General features: G+C 71.3%; 29 protein-coding genes and 1 pseudogene. 19 read left to right on the top strand and 11 right to left on the bottom strand.

What is annotated here, in order from left to right; genetic code table 11:
• Nucleotides 1-29: 29 nt before the first annotated feature.
• From ACFVU7_RS41470 to ACFVU7_RS41460, 3 genes are all read left to right on the top strand, one after another.
• A complete protein-coding gene (locus tag ACFVU7_RS41470) occupies nucleotides 30-632 on the top strand; it encodes a TetR/AcrR family transcriptional regulator (protein WP_388051460.1) in 603 nt (200 codons plus the stop codon).
• A gap of 84 nt (nucleotides 633-716) precedes the next feature.
• Nucleotides 717-1,259, top strand: a complete 543-nt coding sequence (locus ACFVU7_RS41465; RefSeq protein WP_388051458.1) for a GNAT family N-acetyltransferase — start codon at nucleotides 717-719, stop codon at nucleotides 1,257-1,259.
• 157 nt (nucleotides 1,260-1,416) lie between these two features.
• Nucleotides 1,417-1,851: an ester cyclase gene (locus tag ACFVU7_RS41460; RefSeq protein WP_388051455.1), complete on the top strand. Its 435-nt coding sequence runs from the start codon at nucleotides 1,417-1,419 to the stop codon at nucleotides 1,849-1,851.
• Nucleotides 1,852-2,052: 201 nt separating this feature from the next.
• On the opposite strand, the gene ACFVU7_RS41455 is transcribed toward ACFVU7_RS41460, so the two are convergent.
• Complete coding sequence (locus tag ACFVU7_RS41455) at nucleotides 2,053-2,904, bottom strand: NAD(P)H-binding protein (protein ID WP_387972377.1); 852 nt, start codon at nucleotides 2,902-2,904, stop codon at nucleotides 2,053-2,055.
• Between the two features lie 118 nt (nucleotides 2,905-3,022).
• Nucleotides 3,023-3,904 carry an SDR family oxidoreductase gene (locus ACFVU7_RS41450; protein ID WP_388051452.1) on the bottom strand — a complete coding sequence of 294 codons (882 nt, stop codon included), beginning with the start codon at nucleotides 3,902-3,904 and terminating at the stop codon, nucleotides 3,023-3,025.
• 86 nt (nucleotides 3,905-3,990) lie between these two features.
• On the opposite strand from ACFVU7_RS41450, the gene ACFVU7_RS41445 reads away from it, so the two are divergent.
• A complete protein-coding gene (locus ACFVU7_RS41445; protein ID WP_388051449.1) occupies nucleotides 3,991-4,569 on the top strand; it encodes a TetR/AcrR family transcriptional regulator in 579 nt (192 codons plus the stop codon).
• Nucleotides 4,570-4,703: 134 nt separating this feature from the next.
• On the opposite strand, the gene ACFVU7_RS41440 is transcribed toward ACFVU7_RS41445, so the two are convergent.
• Nucleotides 4,704-5,009, bottom strand: coding sequence for a hypothetical protein (locus ACFVU7_RS41440; RefSeq protein WP_380779170.1), 306 nt, complete (start codon nucleotides 5,007-5,009; stop codon nucleotides 4,704-4,706).
• 188 nt (nucleotides 5,010-5,197) lie between these two features.
• On the opposite strand from ACFVU7_RS41440, the gene ACFVU7_RS41435 reads away from it, so the two are divergent.
• The 4 genes and pseudogenes from ACFVU7_RS41435 (at nucleotide 5,198) to ACFVU7_RS41420 (ending at nucleotide 6,858) form a co-directional block, all read left to right on the top strand.
• On the top strand, nucleotides 5,198-5,518 hold the full coding sequence (locus ACFVU7_RS41435) for a hypothetical protein (protein ID WP_388051446.1): 321 nt from the start codon (nucleotides 5,198-5,200) through the stop codon (nucleotides 5,516-5,518).
• Between the two features lie 98 nt (nucleotides 5,519-5,616).
• Entirely contained in the window at nucleotides 5,617-6,123 is a 507-nt protein-coding gene (locus tag ACFVU7_RS41430; RefSeq protein WP_388051443.1) for a nucleotidyltransferase domain-containing protein, read from the top strand.
• Nucleotides 6,124-6,144: 21 nt separating this feature from the next.
• Nucleotides 6,145-6,337 (top strand): annotated as a pseudogene (locus ACFVU7_RS41425) (IS256 family transposase); the annotation flags it as partial.
• 71 nt (nucleotides 6,338-6,408) lie between these two features.
• Complete coding sequence (locus tag ACFVU7_RS41420) at nucleotides 6,409-6,858, top strand: hypothetical protein (RefSeq protein ID WP_388051440.1); 450 nt, start codon at nucleotides 6,409-6,411, stop codon at nucleotides 6,856-6,858.
• 349 nt (nucleotides 6,859-7,207) lie between these two features.
• Here the strand turns inward: ACFVU7_RS41420 and ACFVU7_RS41415 are convergent, their stop codons facing one another.
• On the bottom strand, nucleotides 7,208-7,822 hold the full coding sequence (locus tag ACFVU7_RS41415) for a hypothetical protein (RefSeq protein ID WP_388051437.1): 615 nt from the start codon (nucleotides 7,820-7,822) through the stop codon (nucleotides 7,208-7,210).
• Between the two features lie 384 nt (nucleotides 7,823-8,206).
• Between ACFVU7_RS41415 and ACFVU7_RS41410 the strand changes: the two genes are divergently transcribed.
• Nucleotides 8,207-10,525 (top strand): protein kinase, encoded by a 2,319-nt coding sequence (locus ACFVU7_RS41410; RefSeq protein WP_388051435.1) that lies wholly within the window; start codon nucleotides 8,207-8,209, stop codon nucleotides 10,523-10,525.
• 196 nt (nucleotides 10,526-10,721) lie between these two features.
• Here ACFVU7_RS41410 and ACFVU7_RS41405 read toward each other — a convergent pair whose 3' ends face one another.
• The gene (locus ACFVU7_RS41405; protein ID WP_388051502.1) at nucleotides 10,722-11,369 is read right to left on the bottom strand and encodes an NADPH-dependent F420 reductase; all 648 of its coding nucleotides are present in this window, start codon (nucleotides 11,367-11,369) and stop codon (nucleotides 10,722-10,724) included.
• Between the two features lie 77 nt (nucleotides 11,370-11,446).
• Here ACFVU7_RS41405 and ACFVU7_RS41400 point away from each other — a divergent pair, with 77 nt between their 5' ends.
• The 3 genes from ACFVU7_RS41400 to ACFVU7_RS41390 all read left to right on the top strand — a co-directional run bounded on the left by ACFVU7_RS41400 (nucleotide 11,447) and on the right by ACFVU7_RS41390 (nucleotide 12,790).
• Nucleotides 11,447-11,818 carry a helix-turn-helix domain-containing protein gene (locus tag ACFVU7_RS41400; protein ID WP_074006065.1) on the top strand — a complete coding sequence of 124 codons (372 nt, stop codon included), beginning with the start codon at nucleotides 11,447-11,449 and terminating at the stop codon, nucleotides 11,816-11,818.
• A 153-nt stretch (nucleotides 11,819-11,971) separates the two neighbouring features.
• Nucleotides 11,972-12,382, top strand: a complete 411-nt coding sequence (locus ACFVU7_RS41395; protein WP_387972350.1) for a VOC family protein — start codon at nucleotides 11,972-11,974, stop codon at nucleotides 12,380-12,382.
• Nucleotides 12,383-12,532: 150 nt separating this feature from the next.
• Nucleotides 12,533-12,790, top strand: a complete 258-nt coding sequence (locus ACFVU7_RS41390; RefSeq protein WP_388051432.1) for a hypothetical protein — start codon at nucleotides 12,533-12,535, stop codon at nucleotides 12,788-12,790.
• A 15-nt stretch (nucleotides 12,791-12,805) separates the two neighbouring features.
• Here ACFVU7_RS41390 and ACFVU7_RS41385 read toward each other — a convergent pair whose 3' ends face one another.
• From ACFVU7_RS41385 to ACFVU7_RS41375, 3 genes are read right to left on the bottom strand one after another with little or no spacing between them, the layout of a single operon-like run.
• Nucleotides 12,806-13,063, bottom strand: a complete 258-nt coding sequence (locus ACFVU7_RS41385; RefSeq protein ID WP_388051430.1) for a transposase — start codon at nucleotides 13,061-13,063, stop codon at nucleotides 12,806-12,808.
• A 32-nt stretch (nucleotides 13,064-13,095) separates the two neighbouring features.
• Nucleotides 13,096-13,656, bottom strand: coding sequence for a hypothetical protein (locus ACFVU7_RS41380; RefSeq protein ID WP_388051427.1), 561 nt, complete (start codon nucleotides 13,654-13,656; stop codon nucleotides 13,096-13,098).
• A gap of 14 nt (nucleotides 13,657-13,670) precedes the next feature.
• Nucleotides 13,671-14,105, bottom strand: a complete 435-nt coding sequence (locus ACFVU7_RS41375; protein WP_388051424.1) for an ATP-binding protein — start codon at nucleotides 14,103-14,105, stop codon at nucleotides 13,671-13,673.
• A gap of 161 nt (nucleotides 14,106-14,266) precedes the next feature.
• Here ACFVU7_RS41375 and ACFVU7_RS41370 point away from each other — a divergent pair, with 161 nt between their 5' ends.
• Genes ACFVU7_RS41370 through ACFVU7_RS41355 form a run of 4 tightly spaced genes read left to right on the top strand, consistent with a single transcriptional unit; the run spans nucleotide 14,267 to nucleotide 15,711 of the window.
• The gene (locus tag ACFVU7_RS41370) at nucleotides 14,267-15,214 is read left to right on the top strand and encodes a helix-turn-helix transcriptional regulator (protein ID WP_074006061.1); all 948 of its coding nucleotides are present in this window, start codon (nucleotides 14,267-14,269) and stop codon (nucleotides 15,212-15,214) included.
• Nucleotides 15,126-15,308 (top strand): DUF397 domain-containing protein, encoded by a 183-nt coding sequence (locus ACFVU7_RS41365; RefSeq protein ID WP_074006060.1) that lies wholly within the window; start codon nucleotides 15,126-15,128, stop codon nucleotides 15,306-15,308. Before ACFVU7_RS41370 ends, ACFVU7_RS41365 begins: the two co-directional genes overlap by 89 nt.
• A 20-nt stretch (nucleotides 15,309-15,328) precedes the next feature.
• On the top strand, nucleotides 15,329-15,520 hold the full coding sequence (locus ACFVU7_RS41360; protein WP_388051421.1) for a DUF397 domain-containing protein: 192 nt from the start codon (nucleotides 15,329-15,331) through the stop codon (nucleotides 15,518-15,520).
• Nucleotides 15,517-15,711, top strand: a complete 195-nt coding sequence (locus ACFVU7_RS41355; RefSeq protein WP_388051418.1) for a DUF397 domain-containing protein — start codon at nucleotides 15,517-15,519, stop codon at nucleotides 15,709-15,711. The genes ACFVU7_RS41360 and ACFVU7_RS41355 overlap by 4 nt, the downstream gene beginning before the upstream one ends.
• A 144-nt stretch (nucleotides 15,712-15,855) precedes the next feature.
• Here the strand turns inward: ACFVU7_RS41355 and ACFVU7_RS41350 are convergent, their stop codons facing one another.
• The 3 genes from ACFVU7_RS41350 to ACFVU7_RS41340 all read right to left on the bottom strand — a co-directional run bounded on the left by ACFVU7_RS41350 (nucleotide 15,856) and on the right by ACFVU7_RS41340 (nucleotide 18,079).
• Nucleotides 15,856-16,608 carry a phosphotransferase family protein gene (locus tag ACFVU7_RS41350; RefSeq protein WP_388051416.1) on the bottom strand — a complete coding sequence of 251 codons (753 nt, stop codon included), beginning with the start codon at nucleotides 16,606-16,608 and terminating at the stop codon, nucleotides 15,856-15,858.
• A gap of 266 nt (nucleotides 16,609-16,874) precedes the next feature.
• Entirely contained in the window at nucleotides 16,875-17,279 is a 405-nt protein-coding gene (locus ACFVU7_RS41345) for a hypothetical protein (protein ID WP_388051413.1), read from the bottom strand.
• A 206-nt stretch (nucleotides 17,280-17,485) separates the two neighbouring features.
• Nucleotides 17,486-18,079 carry a DinB family protein gene (locus ACFVU7_RS41340; RefSeq protein ID WP_388051411.1) on the bottom strand — a complete coding sequence of 198 codons (594 nt, stop codon included), beginning with the start codon at nucleotides 18,077-18,079 and terminating at the stop codon, nucleotides 17,486-17,488.
• Between the two features lie 126 nt (nucleotides 18,080-18,205).
• Between ACFVU7_RS41340 and ACFVU7_RS41335 the strand changes: the two genes are divergently transcribed.
• The 3 genes from ACFVU7_RS41335 to ACFVU7_RS41325 all read left to right on the top strand — a co-directional run bounded on the left by ACFVU7_RS41335 (nucleotide 18,206) and on the right by ACFVU7_RS41325 (nucleotide 20,106).
• Nucleotides 18,206-18,385, top strand: a complete 180-nt coding sequence (locus tag ACFVU7_RS41335) for a hypothetical protein (protein WP_388051409.1) — start codon at nucleotides 18,206-18,208, stop codon at nucleotides 18,383-18,385.
• A gap of 230 nt (nucleotides 18,386-18,615) precedes the next feature.
• Nucleotides 18,616-19,257: a dihydrofolate reductase family protein gene (locus ACFVU7_RS41330; RefSeq protein ID WP_388051407.1), complete on the top strand. Its 642-nt coding sequence runs from the start codon at nucleotides 18,616-18,618 to the stop codon at nucleotides 19,255-19,257.
• Nucleotides 19,258-19,263: 6 nt separating this feature from the next.
• Complete coding sequence (locus tag ACFVU7_RS41325) at nucleotides 19,264-20,106, top strand: alpha/beta fold hydrolase (RefSeq protein ID WP_388051404.1); 843 nt, start codon at nucleotides 19,264-19,266, stop codon at nucleotides 20,104-20,106.
• Nucleotides 20,107-20,456: the final 350 nt, after the last annotated feature.

The following is a 20,456-nucleotide window of genomic DNA, read 5'->3' as shown; positions in this document are numbered from 1 at the left end:
AACCTGGTCACTAATGTTATGCTGCTCGGGTGATCGAGCCGACGGGGCTGCGCGCCCGCAAGAAGGCGCGGACCCGTGACGCCATCGCCGAAGCGGCGGTCTCACTGTTCCTGGCGCACGGATTCGACCAGGTCTCGGTCAGCGACATCGCCGCCGTGGCCGAGGTCTCCAAGCCGACCCTCTTCCGGTACTTCCCCACCAAGGAGGACCTGGTCCTTCAGCGGTTCGCGGACCACCAGGGCGAGGCCGCGCGCGTCGTGCACGACCGCCCGTCCGACGTCTCGCCGATGGCGGCACTGCACGCGCACTTCCTGGACGGCCTCGATCGGTTCGAACCCGTCACCGGCCTCAACGACCATCCAGCGGTGGTGGATTTCCACCGTCTGGTGTTCACCACGCCGAGCCTGGCGGGGCGGCTCCTGCAGTACATGCTCGCGGACGAGCAGGCGCTGGCCGAGGTCCTCGACCCGGGCCCGGACGTCCAGGCGCGGTTGAGGGCGGCCCAGGTGATCGCGGTCCAACGGGTGCTCGCCCGCGCCAACTGGCAGAAGATCGCCGACGGGCGGAGCGCCCGCGACGTGCGGCCTGAGGCCGTCGCCGACGCCGACCAGGCCTTCGCCCACCTGCGGTAGCGGGTCCGGACGCGGCCTTCGTACAAGTTCCCTCGGTGCCCGGCGGCGCTGGCGGAGAGCCCCTCGGCGATCCAGAATGATCGGATGATCAGGCTTGAGACTCCCCGTTTGATCCTGCGTCGCTGGCGCGAGGAGGACGTCGCGCCCATGGCCGCCGTCAACGCCGACCCCGAGGTCATGCGGTGGATCCGTGACGGCAGCGTCCGTGACGAGCAGCAGACCCGCGACGGGATCCGGGCGTGGGAGGCGGAGTGGGAGGCGCGGGGCTTCGGCCTGTTCGCCGTGGAGATCCGCTCCACCGGCGAACTGGCCGGGTTCACCGGCCTTTCGGTGCCCTCCTACCTGCCGGAGGTGCTGCCGGCGGTCGAGGTCGGCTGGCGGCTGGGACGTGCCCACTGGGGGTGGGGCCTGGCCACCGAAGCGGCCGCGGCCGCCGTACGGTTCGGCTTCGAGGAGCGGGGGCTGGAGCGGATCGTCAGCATCGCCCAGGTGGGCAACGACGCCTCCGAGCGGATCATGACCAAGCTGGGGATGCGGCTGGACCGGGAGACCGTCAATCCCACCGGCGGCCGGCGAGTCCGGGTCTTCGCGCTGTCGGCGGACCAGTACGTCCCAACTGCCCGTTGACGGCGGGCCCGCACGGCGGCTTTCCGCACGGCTGCTTTCCGGGTGAACGTCCACGGCGGTCGCGCGTGCCGAGGGCGTGGCGCGGGGAGCGGGCGGGCGACGATGCGGGCGTCGTGCGCCGCTCCGGCGGCGCGACCGTACGCAGGGAGAGGTGCCCATGTCGATCGAGGAGAACAAGAGGCTGGTCCGCCGGTTCTACCGGGAGGTGGACGCGGGCAACCTGGATGCCATGGACGACCTCGTCGCCGAGGACTACCAGGACCACTCGCCGCCGCCGTTCCCGGGGCTCGCCCCTGGGCGGGAGGGCTTGAAGCAGGCGTTCCGCCTGTTCTGGGAGGCCACACCCGGAGTCCACGAGATCGAGGACCAGATCGCGGAGGGCGACAAGGTCGTGACCCGGCTGACGGGCCGCGGGATGTGCGTGGGGGACCTCCCGGGCATCCCGGCGACCGGCCGGCCGATCACGATGACGGCGACGGTGATCCACCGCATCGAGAACGGGAAGCTCGCCGAGAAGTGGTCGGACAAGGACGTCCTCGGCTTCCTCCAGCAACTGGACGTGATCCCGCCGCTCGGCGGGCCCCCGGAATAACTCGGGGGGCTCTCGGAGCAGTTCAGGCGGTGCTCCTGGCGACGAAGTCGGCGGCGGCGTCCACCATCTGTCGGCGGCTCGCGCAGACGCGCACACACGAGGGTGGCCTTCGCGGACGGGACGCCGCCCGCGAAGACCACCCTCGGCAGTGCGCGCCATGCTGGTGATGACCCGACACGTCGGCCGGTCGGTACGACGGGCTCAGCGGAAGTCGTCGGCGTGGTCGACGGCCCACTGGGCGTAGGCGTGTGCCGGGGCGCCGGTGATCTTCTCGGCGATGACGGAGGTCACGGCCGCGACGCCGTCGGCGGCGGCCCACTGGCCGACGATCGCCTCGGCCACGACCGGGTGCATGGTCCTGGCGACGTCCGCGCGGGCCTGCTCGTGGGAGACGTGTTCGACCCGGATGGGACGGCCGATGGCTTCGCCGATGTGCTCGACCTGGCGTCGCAGGGTCAGGGACTCGGCCCCGTGGACGGTGTAGGCCTGGTGCGAGTGGCCCGGTTCGGTGAGGGCGGTCACCGCCAGCGCGGCGATGTCCTTCTCGTGCACCGGCGCCGACTGCGCGAGCGGGTAGGGGAGGCGGACGACGTTGCCGGTGCGGATCGATTCGGCCCACCAGGTGCGGGTGTTGGTCGCGAACGTCCCCGGCCGGAGGAACGTCCAGTCCAGGCCGGACCGTTGGACGGCCTGCTCGATCGTCCGGTTCAGACGGGCGACCGGGTGGTCGGCGGCGGGGTCCAGGACGACCGCCACCGACGAGAGCAGGACCACCTGCCGGATCCCCGCGGCCGCGGCCGCCGCGGTGACCTTCTCGATGTCGTAGGGCTTCTGGGGGTCGAGCATTCCGTACAGGAACACCTTGTCGGCACCGTCGAGCGCCGCGGGCAGTGTCTCGGGACGGTCCAGGTCGGCGACGACCGCTTCGTACCCGGGCGTCGAGCCCGTGGCCGGGGTCCTGCTGACCGCTCTGACCTGCTCACCGGCGGCCAGCAGGCCGTCGGCGACATGACGACCGACGTTGCCGCGGGCGCCGAAGACGACTGCCACCATGATGGAACCTCCTGCTTGATGTGGACCTTGCTGTGGACGTGAAGTGCCGTACGGGAGCGGGTTGTTGCGGGCTGCGCCGCTGCGGGTCCGCCCCCGATCGCGGATCGCCGGTTGCCGGTCAGGGCCGGAGGCTCTCCAGGTCCGCCAGCAGGCCGGGCTGCCGCGGCTCCCAGCCGAGCGCCTGCCGGGTGCGGGCGCTGGACGCGGGCTGGTCGGCCCGGAAGATCGGGCCCAGCGGGCCGTAGGTCTCCTCCGGCACCGACTGGACCGGCAGGCCCAGCCGTCGGCCGATGACGGCCGCGATGTCCCGCACCTCGTCCCCCTCGTCGGCCACGGCGTGCCAGGCGGTGCCGGGCTCCGCCCGCTCCAGGGCGAGCCGGAAGAGGGCGGCCGCGTCGAGCGCGTGGACGGCGGGCCAGCGCTGGGTGCCGTCGCCGGGGTAGCCGGAGACGCCGTTGCGGCGCGCGATGTCGGTCAGCAGGCCGGCGAACCCGCCCGTGCCCTCGTTGTGGACCGTGCGCGGCAGACGGACGGAGGTGCTCCGGACTCCGCGCGAGGCCAGGCCGAGGATCGCCGTGACCGTGCGACCGCGGCCGCCGACCGGCCCGTCGGTCGGTACCGGGTCGGCCTCGGTGGAGGCGCGGCCCGGCACGTGGGGCGTACCCGAGACGGTGACCAGGGGGCGGTCGCTGCCGAGGAGCTCCTCGCCGAGGGTGGTGAGGGCGGCGGTCTCCTCGGCGACGTTCCGGGCGAGGGCCTCGGGGCTGCTGAAGTCGTTGCCGAAGGCCAGGTGGATCACCCCGTCGGCCTGGGCGGCGCCGGAGCGCAGCACGTCCAGGTCGGCGAGGCCTCCCCGCAGCGGCTCGGCGCCGGCCGCCTCGGCGGCCCGGGCGGAGGCGTCGGAGCGGGCGAGCGCGAGGACGGTGTGGCCGTTGCCGAGGAGTTCGGCGACGACGGCGGAGCCGATCAGACCGGTGCCGCCGGTGACGAAGACGCGCATGGGAATCCTCCCGGAAGTGATGGGACTCTTGTCCCATCACCGTAGCAGGATGATGGGACAAGAGTCCCATCACATATGCTGAACCCATGAGTCGATGGGAACCAGGTGCGCGTGAACGCCTCGTCGTGGCCGCGGTCGACCTGTTCACGGAGCAGGGGTACGACGCCACGACGGTCGCGCAGATCGCCGAGCGCGCCGGGGTCACCAAGAGCACCTTCTTCCGGCACTTCCCCGACAAGCGCGAGCTGCTGGTCGCCGGGCAGGAGACGCTGAGCCGACTGCTGACCGAGGGCATCGCCGAAGCGCCCGGAGACGCCAGCCCGCTGGAGGCGGTCGGCGCCGGTCTCGAGCGCGCCTCGACCGCGATGGGCCCGGCCACCCGCGAACTCGCCCCCCGCCTGAAGGCAGCCATCGCGGCCAGCGCCGAGCTCCAGGAACGCGACACCCTCAAGACCGTCAGCCTCGCGGCCGCGATGACCGCCGCGCTGGTCGCCCGCGGCGTACCCGATCCGATCGCGGCCCTCGCAGGCGAGCTGGGCGTCCTCGCCTTCAAGCGGGGGTACGCCGAATGGGCCGAGGGCGACGGTGGCGCAGAGCAGGCGCTCGCCGGGTACGTCCTGGCGGCCCTGGACGAGCTGCGCGCGGCGAGCGCATCGCTGGGCTGACCGGAAGGTCATCGTCCAGCGCCGGCGCGGCGGACGGCAGGCAGGCCTGACGGCCGAGGATTCGCGGTCGGGACACCCGCGAAGATCGCCCCAGCGCCTCACGCCATGCGGTTGATCAATGCCCCGACACTTCCTCAAGCCGCGATGTCCTGGCCGATCGCCCGCAGGACGTCGGCGAGCCACACCAGGTGGTACCCCACCGCGCGATCCGGCTCGGCGAGGAGGCCGGTCAGGTGCTGCCAGGACTCGGAGAGCTGACCGATCGTGAGCTCGTCCGGGGCTCGGTAGACGTCGTAGAGGCCGTCCGGGGGGACGGACCAGAAGTAGTCCTTGTCCAGGGCGACGGTGTCGCCAGGTGTGGCGGCCTCGATGTGGCGCAGTACCAGGTCGAACGATCGGCGCAGGTCGGCAAGCGGGATGGACAGGGGTTCATCGGCCATGGAGATCAGTATCGGGCCTGTGCGACGGCGCCCGCTCCGACTTTCTGCGGCCACCCGGTTCGCGGATCACCACGCGGCTGCGCGAGAAGTCGGCGGAGCCGACTTCCTGTGCGCGGGGGCGGTTGGGAGCTTGGGCTGAGCACGTCGGCCGCCCGCACGGTGTGCTCGGCGCTGTGAAAGGCTGGGGCATGCCCTCTCACCTGCGGTTCTGCTTCGACTACGGCGTCGACACCCCGTTGTGGCCGGGCCCTCCCGGCACTGCCGACTTCGACAGCCCCTACGGATACCCCTGCGTCCTGGAGAAGCTGCCCATCACCCCGGCCACCCGGAACGAACTCACCAGACTCGCCGACCTGTACCAGTCCTCCCTCGACTGGGACCACCCGGCCGGCCCCTCGCCCTGGACCCGGGACCAGCAGGAATCGTTCCGAAGCGAGGCCGACGTGGCGCTGGAGGCGCTGCGCCGCGAGCTGGGCGACGACTGGACGGTCGAGGACCGCAGGCACTGAACCCGCGCTCGCGGGCTGGGCCGTAGCCGGTGGCGAACTGCGCCGGACCGGCGGGTATCTCGGTGGCGACAGCTCGTCCGCACTGCCAGAGTGCCCTGGTGCTGAAGGAATCCGATGTACTCGAAGTGCTGGACCTGCTCAAGAGCGCAGGGGCCGCAGCCTGGGTGGACGGCGGCTGGGGTGTGGACGCCCTGATCGGGGAGACGACCCGAATCCATGCGGACCTCGACCTGGTCGTCCTGCTGGACCAGCTCGACGTGGTGCGAGACGCGTTGGCCGAGGCCGGGTTCACGGAGGTCCTGCGGGACTGGCTGCCCGCCGCGCTTGCCGTCGCGGACGGTGCCGGCCGGGAGATCGACCTGCACCCCGTCCTCGGCTCCTCCCGCGAGGGCGGGGTGCAGCTTCTCCCGGGCGGTGAACGGTTCCACTACCCGCCGCCGGTGACCGGGGCCATCGGCGGGCGCCGGGTCCCGTGTGTCGACGCGGCGACGCAGGTGCGGTGTCACCTCGGCTATGAAGCCACGGACAAGGACCGACAGGACATGGCACGGCTGCACGCCGGTACAGGAGTCGAGCTTCCCCTGGACTACATGCCTGCGCCCTGAAAGGGTCGGAACAACGACCCCGAGGTGCTGCCCCTGTTCTACCTGCACGGCCTGTCGTCCGGGGGCTTCGTGCCCGCCCTGGAGCAGCTCCTCGGCGGCACCGCCGGCCACCATGACCTGGCTGACCAAGCAGTGGAGCGACGACCACGCCGACCTCCGGACCCGGGACCTGGCCGACCGGGACTACGTCTCCGTGTGGGCCGACGGCGTACACCCGGTGCCGCTGGTCCGTGCCGGCGCGCACTTCGAGAACGGCGTCCTGGTCGAGCGGCCCGAGGTGGCAGCATGAACGACGTGTTCGAGGCACTTAAAGCGCTGACCGATCGCGATCCGGGCCGTCGGGACGTCGCCGCCGATGTCCTCGGGGACCTCCTGCGCGGCGCCGCACTCGACGCGGACTCCGCCCGCCTGGTCGTCGAACATCTGGTCAGCATGGCCGTCAACGAACCGGTGACCAAGGTGCGCGAGTCCGCCCTGAACTCGATCAGCGAGGCGTTCGACCACTACCGCGTGCCTCCGGCTCTCGTCGAACCGCTGGCGGCAGCCATGCCGACGATGGAACGCCAACTCCTCGTCCACACGCTCTACATCCTCGGCGCCACCCACGCCCTGCAGGCCCGGCCGCTGATCGAACCCTATCTCCCTCACCCCGACCCAGAGGTGCGCGAGGAGGCTCGGCTCGCAGCAGCCGAGATCACCGCTCTCGAGTCGGAGGGCCTCACCCGCAACTCCTGACTGTTGCTCCCGTGGAGGGGAGCCGGGCCTAGTCAGCTCGCAGGGCTTCTACGCCAACAGGCTGTTCAGGAGTCCCTATTGGCGCAGTCGGTCGCGGTGTGGTCGCCGCCTGGCGCGCGACTTCGGGCTCCGCACCAGCAGTGCCGAGGAGGATGGTCCACCGGGCGATGACGGTGCTCATGACCCGGTGGGTGGCTCCGGCGGACCTGGGCCGGTGGTTGAAGGGCGAGGGCTGGAGTTGAGCGGCTGAGTCGGGGCTGCGCAGGAAGTCGGCGGGTCCGACTTCCTGCGCGGGGTGGGTGGTTGGGGGTCTGGCCGTAGCGGCAGGGGGCCGGCCGTGTCCGCGGATTCAGTGCGGTAGGTGCTTCGACCAGTCTCCTCCGGGGCGGTAGGCGCGGCCGTCGCCGAGCTGCCTCGTCCCGCCGGGAACGACGTCGTCGTGGTACGGGTACTGCTCCGTCACCGCCGCGAGCAGGAACTCCAGGAAACTGCCCTCGAACAGGTCCCACTCCCGCATCGAGTCGAACTTGGCGGCCACCGGCCAGCGGTCCGGGTCCGGGCCCCGCATCAACCAGAAGAACTGGTCGGAGTTGTAGTTGTTCGCCCATTTCAGCAGCCCGCCTTCGGCCGGGAACAGCGGGTACGGGCACTCGTCGTAGTCCCCGTCCTCGTAGGCCTGGGCCAGCATGGCGCAGTATCCGTAGGGGTCCGTCGTGTAGAACAGGAACCCCTCGAAGCCGAGCGGCTGCCAGGCCTTGGGACTGGGCGCCGCCGACGGTGCGTAGATGTGCAGTTCGTCGCTGATGCTGACCATCCCGTAGCGGTCGACGAACGTCCGGTAGTCCGCGGGCAGCTGGAAGCCGAGCACCTCGGGCCCGAGCTCCCAAGGGACCGGGACCACTCCGCCCGCGGGCGGCGGCCCGATGACCGCGCCGAGCCGGTCCAATGTCTCCTCGATGTCCACGCCCACTCCCGTCAGCCGTTCGTTCCCGCCGGAGGCTATCCGCTGCCGGTGACACCGGAGGCGGGCGGCCCACTTCCCTGCCCGGCCGACCAGCGGGCCGTCAAGGCGGGCCGCCGGTCCGTGGGGTTCGTCTCGGGGGCGAGGTCCTGGAGTGGCCGACCGGGCGGTCCGGCGCGAACCGGCGTGAACCGGCGCGGTCCGGCGCGAACCGGCGCGGGCGTCGGGGCCGGGCGCCGGACGGTTACGGTTCGGGGCCCGAACCGGCGCACGTCCTCGCTATGCTCTGTACTCGACCTGACGTTCCGTCACCATCCAACTGCGTAAGGGTTTCGCATGGACTCGAGTTCCGCACCGAACAGGCTCGTCGGCGGACGGTTCAGGCTGGTGAGAGCTCTGGCGGCCGGGGGCATGGGCCAGGTCTGGGAGGCCAGGGACGAACTGCTGGACATCGAGGTCGCGGTGAAGGAGGTCCGTTGGGAGGAGGAGGACCTCTCCGAGGACGAGCACGAGCAGGCCATCGCCCGGGCCATGGCGGAAGCCCGCCACGCGGCCGCGCTCCGCGACCACCCCAACATCGTCACGGTGCACGACGTGGTGGTGGAGGACGGCGGCCCGTGGATGGTGATGCGGCTGGTCCGCGGCCGTTCGCTGGCACAGGTGCTCCGGGCCGACGGGCCGTTGGGGCCGGAGCGGGCCGCCGAGGTGGCCGTCGGGGTGCTACGGGCGCTGGCCGCTGCGCACCGGGTGGGCATCCTCCACCGCGACGTGAAGCCGTCGAACATCATGCTGGCCGACGACGGCGGGGTGCTGCTGGCCGACTTCGGCATCGCCAAGAACCACGCGGGCACCGTGCTGACCACCACCGGGTCCCTGGTCGGGACGCTGGACTACATCGCCCCGGAGCGGCTGGCCCACGAGCCGGACACCCCGGCCGTCGACCTGTTCAGCCTCGGCGCGACGCTGTACGAGGCCGTCGAGGGGGTGTCGCCGTTCCGGCGGGAGACGACCGCGATGACGATCGCCGCCGTCGCGCTCGCCCTCGTCCCGCCGCCCCAACGGGCGGGCAGGCTGACGCCGTTGATCACCGCGCTGCTCTCCCGGGACCCGGCCGGTCGGCCCGACGCGGCGGCGGGGCTGGCCATGCTCGACGGCCCCGGACCGGCGGTCGGGGGCGCCGGTCCGCAGCACGACCCCGTAGCGGCGGAACCGACCGGCGGACCGGCGGTCGCTGCCACGCCCACCGAGCCCGACCTCCCGGCCACCCCTCCGGTCACCCCTCCGGCGACGGCGACGGCGACGTCGACGCCGGCACCGACATCGACGGCAACACCGGCACCGACCGCGCCCCGCCCCGGACGGCTGCGCGAGCCCCGGACCCGGATCGCGCTGGCCACCGCGGTCGCCGTCGTCTGCGCGTCGGTCCTGTCCTGGGCCCTGCTCCGGAGCGATGACGACGCCGGCCTCGGCGCCGGCGCCGCGGCTTCCTCGCCCGCCCGGGACACCGGGGCCCCCTCGGCCTCTTCCGCCCCCTTGCCCTCCGCGACATCCTCGGCCTCCTCACCCGCCCAGGACGCCGCCATGACGGCCACGGCGACGCCCGGGAACGCGGCCGGTCCGGCGGTGGCCGACGACCAGCACCTCCGTGTCTTCACGGCGTACAAGGACCAGCAGCTCCTGGAGAGCTACGTGGACCTCGGCAACGAGGCGGCGAAGCTCCGGCAGAGCCCGAACCCGGGCCAGGTCAGGGTGGTGGACTACGCACTCAGGTCCGAAGACTCCAACATCCCCCAGGTGCTGGCCGGCACCCGCCCGGTGGCGGTGCTCGACAAGGGCATCGTCCGGGTGTTTGTCGTGAACTCCGTGAACAAGCACCTGGTGGAGGCCCGGTTGGAACCCAACAAGGACTGGCAGGCCACCGACCTCGGTGATCAGGAGGTCCGGAGCACTCCGACCGCGGCGGTACTGGACGGGAAGGTCAACGTGTTCACCGTCGGCGTGGACAACCACCTGCGGCGGTCCTACCTGGACGACTCGGGCTGGGGGAGGCAGGACCTGCACGACGACCTCGGGCTTCTGGGCGCGGGGCAGCTGCCCGCCGCGCCGGTCGCCGCCGGCACCGCGCCGGTGGCGGTGGTGGAGGGGGATTTGGTCAGGGTGTACACGATCACGAAGGACCAGCAGCTCCAGGAGTCGTCGCTGAGGATCGGCGAGAAGTGGAACATCTTCACCATGACCGGCGTGCCGTCGTCCGCCATGACGCCGAGCGCGGTGGTGCACGACGGGGTGACGAGCGTCTTCACCGTCAACAGCGGCGACGGCCATCTCTCGGAGGCCCGGCTGACGCCTCCGGGGACGTCGGCGGGCGGCACGCAGGATGCAGGGTGGCGACTCCACGACCTGACCAAGGACTTCCGGGTGCCGGTGCCACGCTCCGCCCCGGCGGCCCTGGTGCACGGCGGGACCACCAGCCTGTTCCTGGTCGACAGGAACGGCCTGCTGACCGAGACGAAGGCGGCGGGCGGCGGGTGGGCGCCACAGGACTCCCTGGCGAACGCCGGTGTTCAGCAGGTGGCCGACGGCTTCGAGCCGGCGGTGGTGGACCACGGCGGCGTCACCCGTGTCTACACGGCTCGCCGGAGCGACGGGAAGCTCCAGGAGACCGCGTTGCGGAACGGCACGTGGAGCACCGAGGTCGTGGGGTGAGCGGGGCGGCCCGGACGGCGCCGGCCGTCCGGGCCGCCGGTCTTCCGCCACGTCCATGGACGCGGCGATCGCCCCCGCGACCAGCACGTGCTGTACGGGAGGGGTCGGCAGAGCGGGTCCCCGCACCAGGCGGCCGCGTGAGAAGTCGGCGGGTCCGACTTCCTGTGCGGGGCGGGGGGTTGGGAGCCCTCGCAGATCAGGAGGGATCGACGCCCGCGTACTCCAGCGGCGGCGCGATCGCCTGGGCGTCCGCGCCCTCGCCCACCCACAGGCCGATCAGGAACGCCGCCGTCGCCTCCAGGAGGCCCGCCCGGTCGAGCCCGCCTCCGTTGAGCGGTAGGCAGCCGAGGTCGCGAACAAGGTGTCCGACGGTGTCGAGGGCCGGCGCGTCGTCGCCGCAGAGCGGCACCGCGAGGGGGCGTCCGCCGAAGACGGTCGGGGCCCTGCGCCACACGCTCTCGTGGCAGAGGTTGAACGCCTTGACCACGGACGCGCCGGGCGCCGCGGCCGCGATGCGCTCGGCGGCCGACGGCCCGCCGCGGGTCTCCAGGACGAAACCCGGGGCGATCGGGTTGGTGCAGTCGACCAGCGTCCTTCCCCGCGCGGCGTCGGCCAGGCCGGAGACCACGCCGATCGCCGCCGCGTACGGCACGGCCAGCAGCACCGCGTCCAGGCCGTTTTCGACCGCGTCCCGCGGAGTCCCTGCCAGCCCGCCGATCTGGTCGGCGAGGGCGGCGGCACGGCCGTCGTCCCGCCCGCCCACCAGCACGTCGTGCCCGGCCCCCGCCCACCGGGTACCCAGCACCCGCGCCATTGCGCCGGTACCGATGATTCCGATCCTCATCATGACCAACCTCCTTGTGACGACCTGCCAGTCGGAACAGGGAGACAGTAGGAAAGTCCTGGGGCACCATCTGGTAAGTGACCGCCGACCACGGCTTCCTCGCCGACTGCCGAGCCCGGCTCGCCTTCGACCTGCTCGCCAACACCTGGAACGCCGTCCTGGTGTGGGCGCTGCGCGACGGGCCCGCGCGGCCCGGCGAACTGCGCGAGCGGATCGGCGGGATCAGTCCCAAGGTCCTCACGGAGACGCTGCGCCGGCTCCAGTCCGACGGGTTGGTGGAACGCCGCGCGTACGCCGGGTCGCCGCCGCGCGTGGAGTACACCCTCACCGGGTTGGGGCGGACACTCCTGGAACCGATCGAGGCGTTCGGCGCCTGGGCCTTCGAACACGGCGAGGACGTGATGGCGGCCCGGGACCGGGCGGAGGCAACCGGGCACGGTCGCGACTGACGCCGAGCACGACGGCACAGCCGGAGCGCCAAGCGGCTCCGCCGAAGCCCGCTGCCGATCCGAACCTGCGGTACGAACCCGGCCGCCCCTGGTGAACGGGGTCTGGGGGCGCCTGTCTCGAAGTCGGGTGTGAGCCTGTGGCAAGATCGCGGGATGCTGCGACTCACCGATTTCATCATCGACTGCCCCGACACGATGAAGCTGGCGGCTTTCTACTCCGAGGTGACGGGCCGTCCGATCAAGGAAGGCAGCTCGGCGGACTGGGCCGGCATCCAGTTCGGCGAGATCGAGCTGGCATTCATCCGGGTGGACGACTACCGCGCTCCGCAGTGGCCCGACAGCGAGCACCCCAAGCAGTTCCACCTCGACTTCGAAGTGGACGAGATCGAGCCCGAGCAGCGCCGCGTCCTCGACCTCGGCGCGACGCTGAGGCAGGACTTCATCGGCCCCAACGGCTACGGCTGGCAGGTCTACACCGACCCGATCGGCCACCCCTTCTGCCTGTGCCGCAACAAGGGCGTCATCTGGACCGACCAGGGCCCGGTCTGGCCCGAGCGCGGCTGACACGGCCTTGGTGAAGTCGGCTGCTGATCCTTTGACATGACGACGATCCTGCGGCATCCCCGACCTGGGTTCATGTGGGATTGGTGGGCAGTGGACGCCCACGGTTTCCTCGTGCAGTTCAGTTGCGGGCCCGCACCTGAGCATCTACTGGTGCATGTAGACCGTGTCGACGCTGCGGCTGCATGGGCCGAGGAGAACCGTCCCGCATGGTTCAGCCGTGCCCCCTCATCGCTTCACGCCTTCAGCTGCGACGGCGAGCTGCCGGTCTACACCCGCAACGGCGTCCCGGACTCCCCGCTGCGACTGTCCGACGCCCCGGCAGCCGTCGCGGAGGTCGCGGCCCTGGTTGAACTGCACAGAGCAGTGGGAGACGCCTGGACGGTCTACCTCGACGAGGGCTGGGTCTAGGCAGCCCGGCTGGAGTCACCTGGCCGACCGGATGACGACGGCGGCGATGGCCCATGTGCCGTCGGCGGCCCACTCCCGCAGCCGGTAGTGGGCGCCCTTCCACGAGCCGAAGCGCTCAGGCAGATCCATCCACGGCACCCCGGTGCGGTACTTGACTGCGATCGCGTCGATCACCTGCCGGTGATCACGCCACTGCCCTCCCCGCCGAGGTGTCGGATCCGGCGGCAACGGCTCGATCCTTGCCCACTGGGTGTCAGTCAATGACGCACACATCAACCAGCGATCGGATGATCCGAAGGAACGGCCTAGGTTCGGGCGGCTCGGGCGGCTCGGGTGCGGCAGTGGGCGAGGGCGTACTTGATGCGGATCTCGGAGTGGTGGGTGGTGGTGAGGAGTTCGCCGGCCGTGACGAGGGTGGCCCAGTACAGGGCGGGGTCGCCGGTACGGGGCATGGGGCGGGCGGCGGTGAGGGAGAGGTACGCGGTGGTCAGGTTGCCGGTGGTGAACCAGCGCTGGAGACCGTGCTGGTGGCCGGGGCGGATGCCGCCCATGGCATCGACGGCGGTGATGAAGAGGTCGACGATGGCGAGTTCGGTGTCGGTGAGGGACTTGGGGATGTCGAAGACGCCGAGGGCTTCGAGGAGTTCGCCGGTGTCGGTCTCGGAGTCGGGGCGGGGGTCGGCGAGCAGGGCGTCGTAGCAGTCGTTGAGGCGTCGGGTGGTTTCGGCGAGGGGGATGGTGAGGGCGAGGCAGACGGCGCGGGCGGAGGGGAGGGGCTTGCGGGTGCGGCGGGCGAGGAGGGCGTAGGTGTCGGCGGGGGTCCGGCCGCGGGAGAGGGCGTGGCGGGCCAGGGTCGTGAGGTGCATGGGGGTTCGGGCTTTCAGGCGGTGGCGAGGGCGGAGACGGGGGCCGGGGCGATGAGCACCCAGACGAACTTGCCGATGTCGTCGGGTCGGGAGGTGCAGCCCCAGCGTTCGGCGAGTTCGTCGACGAGGAACAGGCCGCGTCCGTGCTCGTCGGAGGGGGTGGGGGTGTGGAGGGACGGTCGGCCGCTGCCGGCGTCGTGGACTTCGAGGCGCAGGCGGGAGTTGATCAGGGCGATGCGGATCTCGATGTGGCGGTCGTCGGGGGCGTCGGAGTGCTGGACGGCGTTGGCGAAGAGTTCGCCGAGGAGGAGTTCGGCGGTGTCGGCGTAGCGGTCGCCGGAGGGCAGGCCCGCGAGATAGGCCCGGAGCAAGTACCTCGCCAGGGGCGTGGATTCGATGCAGGAGTCGAGACGCGCGACGAAGGCACGGGGCCGGCGGGACATGAGCATGGGGACACCTCATGGGGGCAGAGGGGGCGTGCGACAGGAGCGCGCACAGTCACGCTGTGCATGCAGATGATTGCGTTCCGGTCTCAATGATCCGGGCTTCGGATGTACGGTGATGGCCGAAATCAGGTACCACGCACCTGCGGTACGTCAGGGGGTCTGACATGGCACACCGGCGACTCGTCAACGAGGTGACGGCCAGTTCGGCGCGGTTGTTCGGCGAAGAGCTGCGCTTCTACCGGGAGGCGACGGGCTACACGCAGGAGCAGTTGGCGAAGCTGCTGCACTCCACCAGGCCGAATATCACACGGTTTGAGTCCGGCAAGAGGCGCATGCCGCCGGACATGGTCATGCAGGCCGACGTACTGCTTGGCGCCGACGGGGCGCTGAAGCGGCTCTGGGATCGGGTGGACTGGAACGCCGAAGTTGAACACCCGGATTGGTTCCAGACTCATGTCGACATGGAGGCCGAGGCTGTAGGTGCACGCATCTTCCAGCTGGCCGTCATTCACGGGCTGCTGCAATGCCGTGAGTACGCGGAGGCTGTCTTCTCGGTGAGTGACGCGGCCGGAAAGCCAAAAGTGATCGAGGAGCGAACGGCGGCTCGACTGGCGAGGCAGAAACGGTTCCTGGACCCTGACGGGCCGCTTCTGCTGGTGATTCTGGATGAGAGCGCCATTCGGACTGTCTTCGGCGGACCTGGAGTTATGAAGCGCCAAATGCAACACCTGCTGGCCGTCGCTGAGCTCCCGAATGTGATCATCCAGGTGGCGCCGTTCGGTAGCCGGCACGCGATCATCGACAAGTCCATGGTGATGCTGGAGATGCCTGACGGTCGGACCTGGGTGTACTCCGAGAGTCTCGATCGGGGGCATGCCAGCGATGATCCGACGATCGTGGCGGCGCATCGTCGGAGCTATGATCTGGCTCACGGGGCGGCACTGCCAGTAGCCGATTCCCTTGCGCTGATCTCCGATGCGCTGGAAGGGTTCATGGATGACGAGGATCGAGCTCGACGCGATCGTGTGGCGCAAGAGCAGCTACAGCGGGGGCAACGGCGGCGACTGCATCGAGGTGGCCCCCGGATTCCCAGGCCTCGTCCCCGTGCGTGACTCCAAGGACCCCCATGGCCCGGCGCTCGTTTTCCGGGCTGCCGCTTGGGAAGCCTTCGTGGTGGCTGTCCGTTCGTGCGAGTTTCCGGCGTAGACCTCTTCAGGGAGTTGGCTGTGTTGATCTGGCGTAAGAGCAGCTACAGCGGGGGCGACGGGCGCGAGTGCATCGAGGTGGCCCTTGGCTTTCTCCCCGGTACCGTCCCGGTGCGTGACTCCAAGGACCCGCACGGCCCGGCGCTCGTCTTCCCGTCCGCCGCCTGGGGCTCCTTCATCGCCGCGATTCAGGAGGGTGAGTTCCCTGCATGAGTCTGGTCTGGCGCAAGAGTAGCTACAGCGGGGGCAACGGCGGCAACTGCATCGAGGTGGCCCCCGGATTCCTCCCCGGCGCTGTCCCGGTGCGTGACTCCAAGGACCCGCACGGCCCGGCGCTCGTCTTCCCGTCCGCCGCCTGGGGCTCCTTCGTCGCCGCGATCCGGTCCGGGGACTTCTCTGAGTGAGCCCGCCGTGGCGCCTCCGGAGGCTGTCGGGGTCAGGGCCCTGCCTGTCGCCATGCCGCTTGGACTAGTTCCAACCACCTTATGACAAATGGGAGTTGACTAAATCTTCCAATGAGGTCGCGGAGGTTGCCATCCCGCGCCGCCTCACATCCGGGCTTTCAGTGCGTCGACCTCGCAGCCCGGCGCGAAGGGGTCGAAGCCGTGCTCGATCAGCCAGCGGACCGCCAGCAGGCTCCGCAGCGACCACCACGCGTGGATCACGTCTAGGTCGACGTCGACATCGGTGCCGTAGCCGGCGATGACGTCGGCGAGGTGCTCCTCGTGGCCGAGCGTGAAGGTGGCGAGGTCGTACAGGGCGTCGCCCTGCCCGGCCTCGGACCAGTCGATGATGCCCGTGACCTCGTCGCCGTCGACGAAGACGTGCGCGATCTGCAGGTCGCCGTGGGTGAACGCCGGGGTCCACGGCCGGAAGGCGGCCTCGGCGACCCGGCGGTTGCGGGCGACCAGGTCGACGGGCAGGACGCCGTTCGTCACCAACACCCCGCACTCCTCGTCGAGTTCAGCCTCCAGCGCGGCGACGCTCCGGCCCGCCCGGCCGGGCCGGGGCGGCAGTGGCGCGTCGTGCAGCTTCCGGATGGCGGCGCCCGCCGCCGCCCACGCGGCCGGTGACCCGGTCGCCGGCCCGCCGAGGCGCCCGAGCGTCGTCCCGGGGACGGCGGCGAGCGCGAGTACGGGCGGCTTGCGCCACAGCACCTCGGGCGTCGGGACCGGCGCGAGGGACATCGCCTCGACCTCGCGGTCGATGCGCGTCTGATCGGCGTCCACCTTCAGGAACACGTCGCCGACGCGCAGGGTCGCGCGTTCGGAATGGGCGACGACGACTTCGACCTCATCCATGGGCGACCAGTATTCCGGGGATCACCGCCGCCGTCGCCGGATTTACCGCGTCGGCTCGGCCAACGTCTGCCCCGGTGCCCGAGTGTGACGAGCCGTCCGGGGGGTGCTCCGGACAGTGCATGCGGGTCGGACCTCGATCCCTGTCGGCCTCCCGCGAGCGCCGAGACGAGCGCGAACACGATCAACGCCGGGAACGGCCCCCGGCGAACCGGGACGGCCGGTCGATCTTCGGATCGACCGGCCGTTTCGTCTTCCGTGGATGCCGGTCAGGTGGCGACGACGGTGGCCGCGGCCCCGCCGCGGTCGAGCTCGGCGTCGTAGATGTGCACGACCACGTTCACCGAGGACCTGATCCACGTGTCACCGGGCGAGGTGACGCCCACCGGAATGGTCACGGTCTCCCCGCCGGTGCAGGGGAGCTGGACCGAGCCGACGCCCGACACGGCGGAATGCGTGGCCTGGACGGTGATCTTGACCCAGTCGAATATCGGGAGGCACCGGTAGGTGACGGAGACGTTCAGCGTCCGCCCGGCATCCGCGACGGTGGCGCCGTTGACGCCTATGGAGAGTCCTCCGGCGCTCGCGGGTGCGGCTGCGAGGACCGTGCTCGCCATGGCAAGGGCGGGGACGGCCAGGAAGCGGGCGAACTTGGTACGGGTAGGTGCGCTCATGACAACCTTCTCTCCGGCAGTGGCAACGGACGGGATGGGGTGATCCAGGGGAGCTTCCGAGCCCCCCATGCTGCGGTTCGCCACTGACCCGGGAGCCAGAAGAGTTGTGGATGTCCGGAATGACACCGCGATGTGGCGTGGAGCCGCCCACAAGCTCAGGATGACTCGATGAACGTCCGTTGCTCGTCGGCGAGTTGATCACGGCATCAGACGGCCTGAGCCTCGATCGGTGCGGCCGACCTGGCGGCCTGCTCGATCTTCGCGAAGTAGGCCGCACGGGCTTGCCCGTCGATCCGCTTCGCGTGTTCGGGGCGCATGCCGGTCCGGCCGTCGAGGCTCTCGCGGAGGATGTCGGCGTGCCCGGCATGGCGGTTGGACTCGCCGAGGACATGGACCATGACGGCGAACAGGTTCGTGTCGGCGTGAGGCTCCGGCCACCACGGAACGTGGCCGGGGGCGTCGAGGGGGAGCTCGTTGATCGTCGCGTCCGAGTGTTCCCATGTGCGCTGGTAGAACCCGGTGATCTGCTCGCGGGTCTCGTCCTCGGTCGCCCACAGATCGCCGCCGTCGGAGTCCTGCCACCGGGGCAGCGGTTCCGGGGAAGGGCGGTCGAAGACCTCGCCGAAGTACCTGGCCTCGACGGTGGCCACGTGTTTGACCAGGCCGAGGAGGTTGGTCCCGGTCGCTGTCAGAGGCCGGCGGGCGTCGTACTCGGACAGGCCGTCGAGTTTCCAGAGCAGTGCCTCGCGGTCCCGCCGCAGTCGCCCGTGCAGGTTGTCCTTCGCGAATTCATCGATCATGCGCCATGAGGCTGCCATGGACTGCTCGTGGTCTCAAGATCCCGTACGCCCGGAAGCGCCGAGGCCTGGCCCTGGCCGCGGCCCTGACCTGCTGCAAGAAGCGCGCGAGACGTGCCACCTGAGACAATGTCCGTACATGCGGGACGGTCGCCGAACAGGCGGTGCGGAACGGCCGAGCTCGTCACCGTCATCGGCAAGCTCTCGGTCGACGACTCGGTCATCAACTACAGCGACACCTTCGTACTGGCGTACGTCGGAAAGGGTCTCGCCATCACCCAGCACATCTTCCGCACCGTCACGGCCTGAGACGACGCGCGACGGACGACGAGCCGGCGGGGCCCGGCCCGCCCCGGCCACCCCCCCGCTGACGTACACCGTCAGCGGGAGCGACCTGCTGCCGCCCGTCTGACCCTGAGGGGAGCATCGGTGGGCGGGGGCGGAAACCGGGCACCGGCGTGGCGATGAGTTTTCCGGCCCCGGAAGGTCTACACCTCGACCGGGACGACCACCTCACCCCCCCCACCGGGAGCACAGACATGGGCCTCATCCAGATCGAACTGTTCGCGACCCTCGACCTCGTCGGGCAGGCGCCCGGCGGACCCGACGAGGACCCGGAGGGGTTCCCGTACGGCGGCTGGCAGGCACCCCTGCTGAACGAGGTCACCGGCGCGCAGATCCTCGCCGCGTACGAGGGCACGGACGCCCTCCTGCTCGGCCGGCGGACGTACGACCTCTTCGCCTCGTACTGGCCGCAGCAGAAGGAGGGCGAGATCGCCGAACTCTTCAACCGCGTCCCGAAGTACGTGGCCTCCCGGGGCACCCCCGAGCTCCCGTGGGCCGGATCCACGCTGCTCGGCCCGGACCTGGCCGGCGCGGTGCGCGAGGTCCGCGACCGGCACCGGAGCGTGAAGGTCGTCGGGAGCCTGAACCTGGTGCAGGCCCTCCTGCGCGAGAAGCTCTTCGACCGGCTCGACCTGTGGGTGCACCCCATCGTGCTCGGCGTCGGGAAGAAGGTCTTCGACGGCGGCGCGGTGCCCACCAACCTCACGCTCCTCGAACCGCCGGTGGCGGGTGCGCAGGGCACCGTCTACCTGCGCTACGGGCTCGCGGACGGCACGCCGAGGACCGGCGACATGAGCCTGCCCGACCGGGGCCTCGGGCACGACGACGCCCGGTGACCCGGGATGGCCACCGTCTCCGTCAACGGGACCGCCCTGGGCGTCGAGTCGTTCGGTGACGTCGACGCGCCGCTCGTCCTGCTCGCGGGCGGGCCGACGATGCTCTCCTGGCCCGACGCGCTCTGCGAACGCCTCGCCGCCGGCGGGCGCCGCGCCGTGCGCTACGACCTGCGCGACAGCGGGGAGTCGACGACGACGGGCCCACGGGCACCCGGCTACACCCTGCGCGACCTCGCCGCCGACGCGGCGGCCCTCGCCCACGCCCTCGGCGGGGCGCCCGCGCACCTCGCCGCGACCGGCGTCGGCGGGATGGTCGCCCAGGTCGCCGCGCTCGACCACCCGGGCGCGTTCTCCGCGCTCACCCTGGTCAACACCCGCGCCGTCGCCCCCGGCCCGCCCGACGACGACCTCCCCGACCACGACCGGGCGACGATGAGCCGCCTGTTCGCCCGCCCGGCGCCCGACTGGAGCGACCGCGCGGCGGTCGCGGAGTTCGCCGCCACCGGCGCGGAGATCCTCGGCGACGACCCGATCACGGCACGCGCCGTCGCCGCGCGTATCTGGGACCGCGCGCCCGGCACCGCGCCCCCGGTCCAGACGGCCAACCACCTGGGCACCGTGTTCGCCGGGCTGGACTGCACACCCCGCTGGCGCGAGCGCCTGCCGGAGATCGGGGTCCCCACCCTCGTCGTACACGGCCGCCGTAACCGGTTCTTCCCCGTCGGCAACGGCGAGGCGATCGCGCGCACCGTCCCCGGGGCGCGACTGCTCGTCCTCGACGGGGGCGCCACCGCGATCCCCGACGCGGCGGTCGGCTCGGTCGCCGAGGCGATGCTCGCGCTGGGGTAGCGGATAGCGGGTAGCGGACGGCGGTTGGTGGGCGGTGCACCCGCGGAGCGGCTGCGCCAGGCGCGGGAGGGGACCGGCGGGCCGATCGGCCGAGGCGGGCCGGAGGATCCGTACGGGCGCGCGTGGACGGCGGGCGCCGGAGCGATCATCCCGGGCGGAAGGGTGGGATGACGGCCCGTCGGGGGTGCTAGAACCGTCGACGGCTGTGAACGCCCACCGGCGAACGCCGCCCCCGTACCGTGCAACTCCTCGACGAGGGAGATTCCCAATGATGTTGTCAAGCCAGGGCGGTGACGCCTCGTGACTGCCTTACTGCGCTGGGGCGGCGTTCTTGGGCGCAACTGCATCGA

This window comes from Kitasatospora sp. NPDC058046 (assembly GCF_042885595.1).
Taxonomy (GTDB): Bacteria; Actinomycetota; Actinomycetes; order Streptomycetales; family Streptomycetaceae; genus Kitasatospora.
This window is presented reverse-complemented; position numbering and strand designations above follow the sequence as displayed.

Bases quoted from the DNA above. Each gene is read 5' to 3' on its own strand.
- ACFVU7_RS41440 (WP_380779170.1), bottom strand. From the start codon at position 5,009: ATGGCCGATGAACCCCTGTCCATCCCGCTTGCCGACCTGCGCCGATCG.
- ACFVU7_RS41370 (WP_074006061.1), top strand. From the start codon at position 14,267: ATGGCACACCGGCGACTCGTCAACGAGGTGACGGCCAGTTCGGCGCGG.
- ACFVU7_RS41375 (WP_388051424.1), bottom strand. From the start codon at position 14,105: ATGCTCATGTCCCGCCGGCCCCGTGCCTTCGTCGCGCGTCTCGACTCC.
- ACFVU7_RS41455 (WP_387972377.1), bottom strand. From the start codon at position 2,904: ATGGTGGCAGTCGTCTTCGGCGCCCGCGGCAACGTCGGTCGTCATGTC.
- ACFVU7_RS41420 (WP_388051440.1), top strand. From the start codon at position 6,409: ATGAACGACGTGTTCGAGGCACTTAAAGCGCTGACCGATCGCGATCCG.
- ACFVU7_RS41335 (WP_388051409.1), top strand. From the start codon at position 18,206: ATGTCCGTACATGCGGGACGGTCGCCGAACAGGCGGTGCGGAACGGCC.
- ACFVU7_RS41445 (WP_388051449.1), top strand. From the start codon at position 3,991: ATGAGTCGATGGGAACCAGGTGCGCGTGAACGCCTCGTCGTGGCCGCG.
- ACFVU7_RS41395 (WP_387972350.1), top strand. From the start codon at position 11,972: ATGCTGCGACTCACCGATTTCATCATCGACTGCCCCGACACGATGAAG.
- ACFVU7_RS41330 (WP_388051407.1), top strand. From the start codon at position 18,616: ATGGGCCTCATCCAGATCGAACTGTTCGCGACCCTCGACCTCGTCGGG.
- ACFVU7_RS41380 (WP_388051427.1), bottom strand. From the start codon at position 13,656: ATGCACCTCACGACCCTGGCCCGCCACGCCCTCTCCCGCGGCCGGACC.
- ACFVU7_RS41450 (WP_388051452.1), bottom strand. From the start codon at position 3,904: ATGCGCGTCTTCGTCACCGGCGGCACCGGTCTGATCGGCTCCGCCGTC.
- ACFVU7_RS41350 (WP_388051416.1), bottom strand. From the start codon at position 16,608: ATGGATGAGGTCGAAGTCGTCGTCGCCCATTCCGAACGCGCGACCCTG.
- ACFVU7_RS41385 (WP_388051430.1), bottom strand. From the start codon at position 13,063: ATGTGTGCGTCATTGACTGACACCCAGTGGGCAAGGATCGAGCCGTTG.
- ACFVU7_RS41340 (WP_388051411.1), bottom strand. From the start codon at position 18,079: ATGATCGATGAATTCGCGAAGGACAACCTGCACGGGCGACTGCGGCGG.
- ACFVU7_RS41405 (WP_388051502.1), bottom strand. From the start codon at position 11,369: ATGAGGATCGGAATCATCGGTACCGGCGCAATGGCGCGGGTGCTGGGT.
- ACFVU7_RS41460 (WP_388051455.1), top strand. From the start codon at position 1,417: ATGTCGATCGAGGAGAACAAGAGGCTGGTCCGCCGGTTCTACCGGGAG.
- ACFVU7_RS41325 (WP_388051404.1), top strand. From the start codon at position 19,264: ATGGCCACCGTCTCCGTCAACGGGACCGCCCTGGGCGTCGAGTCGTTC.
- ACFVU7_RS41345 (WP_388051413.1), bottom strand. From the start codon at position 17,279: ATGAGCGCACCTACCCGTACCAAGTTCGCCCGCTTCCTGGCCGTCCCC.
- ACFVU7_RS41465 (WP_388051458.1), top strand. From the start codon at position 717: ATGATCAGGCTTGAGACTCCCCGTTTGATCCTGCGTCGCTGGCGCGAG.
- ACFVU7_RS41435 (WP_388051446.1), top strand. From the start codon at position 5,198: ATGCCCTCTCACCTGCGGTTCTGCTTCGACTACGGCGTCGACACCCCG.
- ACFVU7_RS41355 (WP_388051418.1), top strand. From the start codon at position 15,517: ATGAGTCTGGTCTGGCGCAAGAGTAGCTACAGCGGGGGCAACGGCGGC.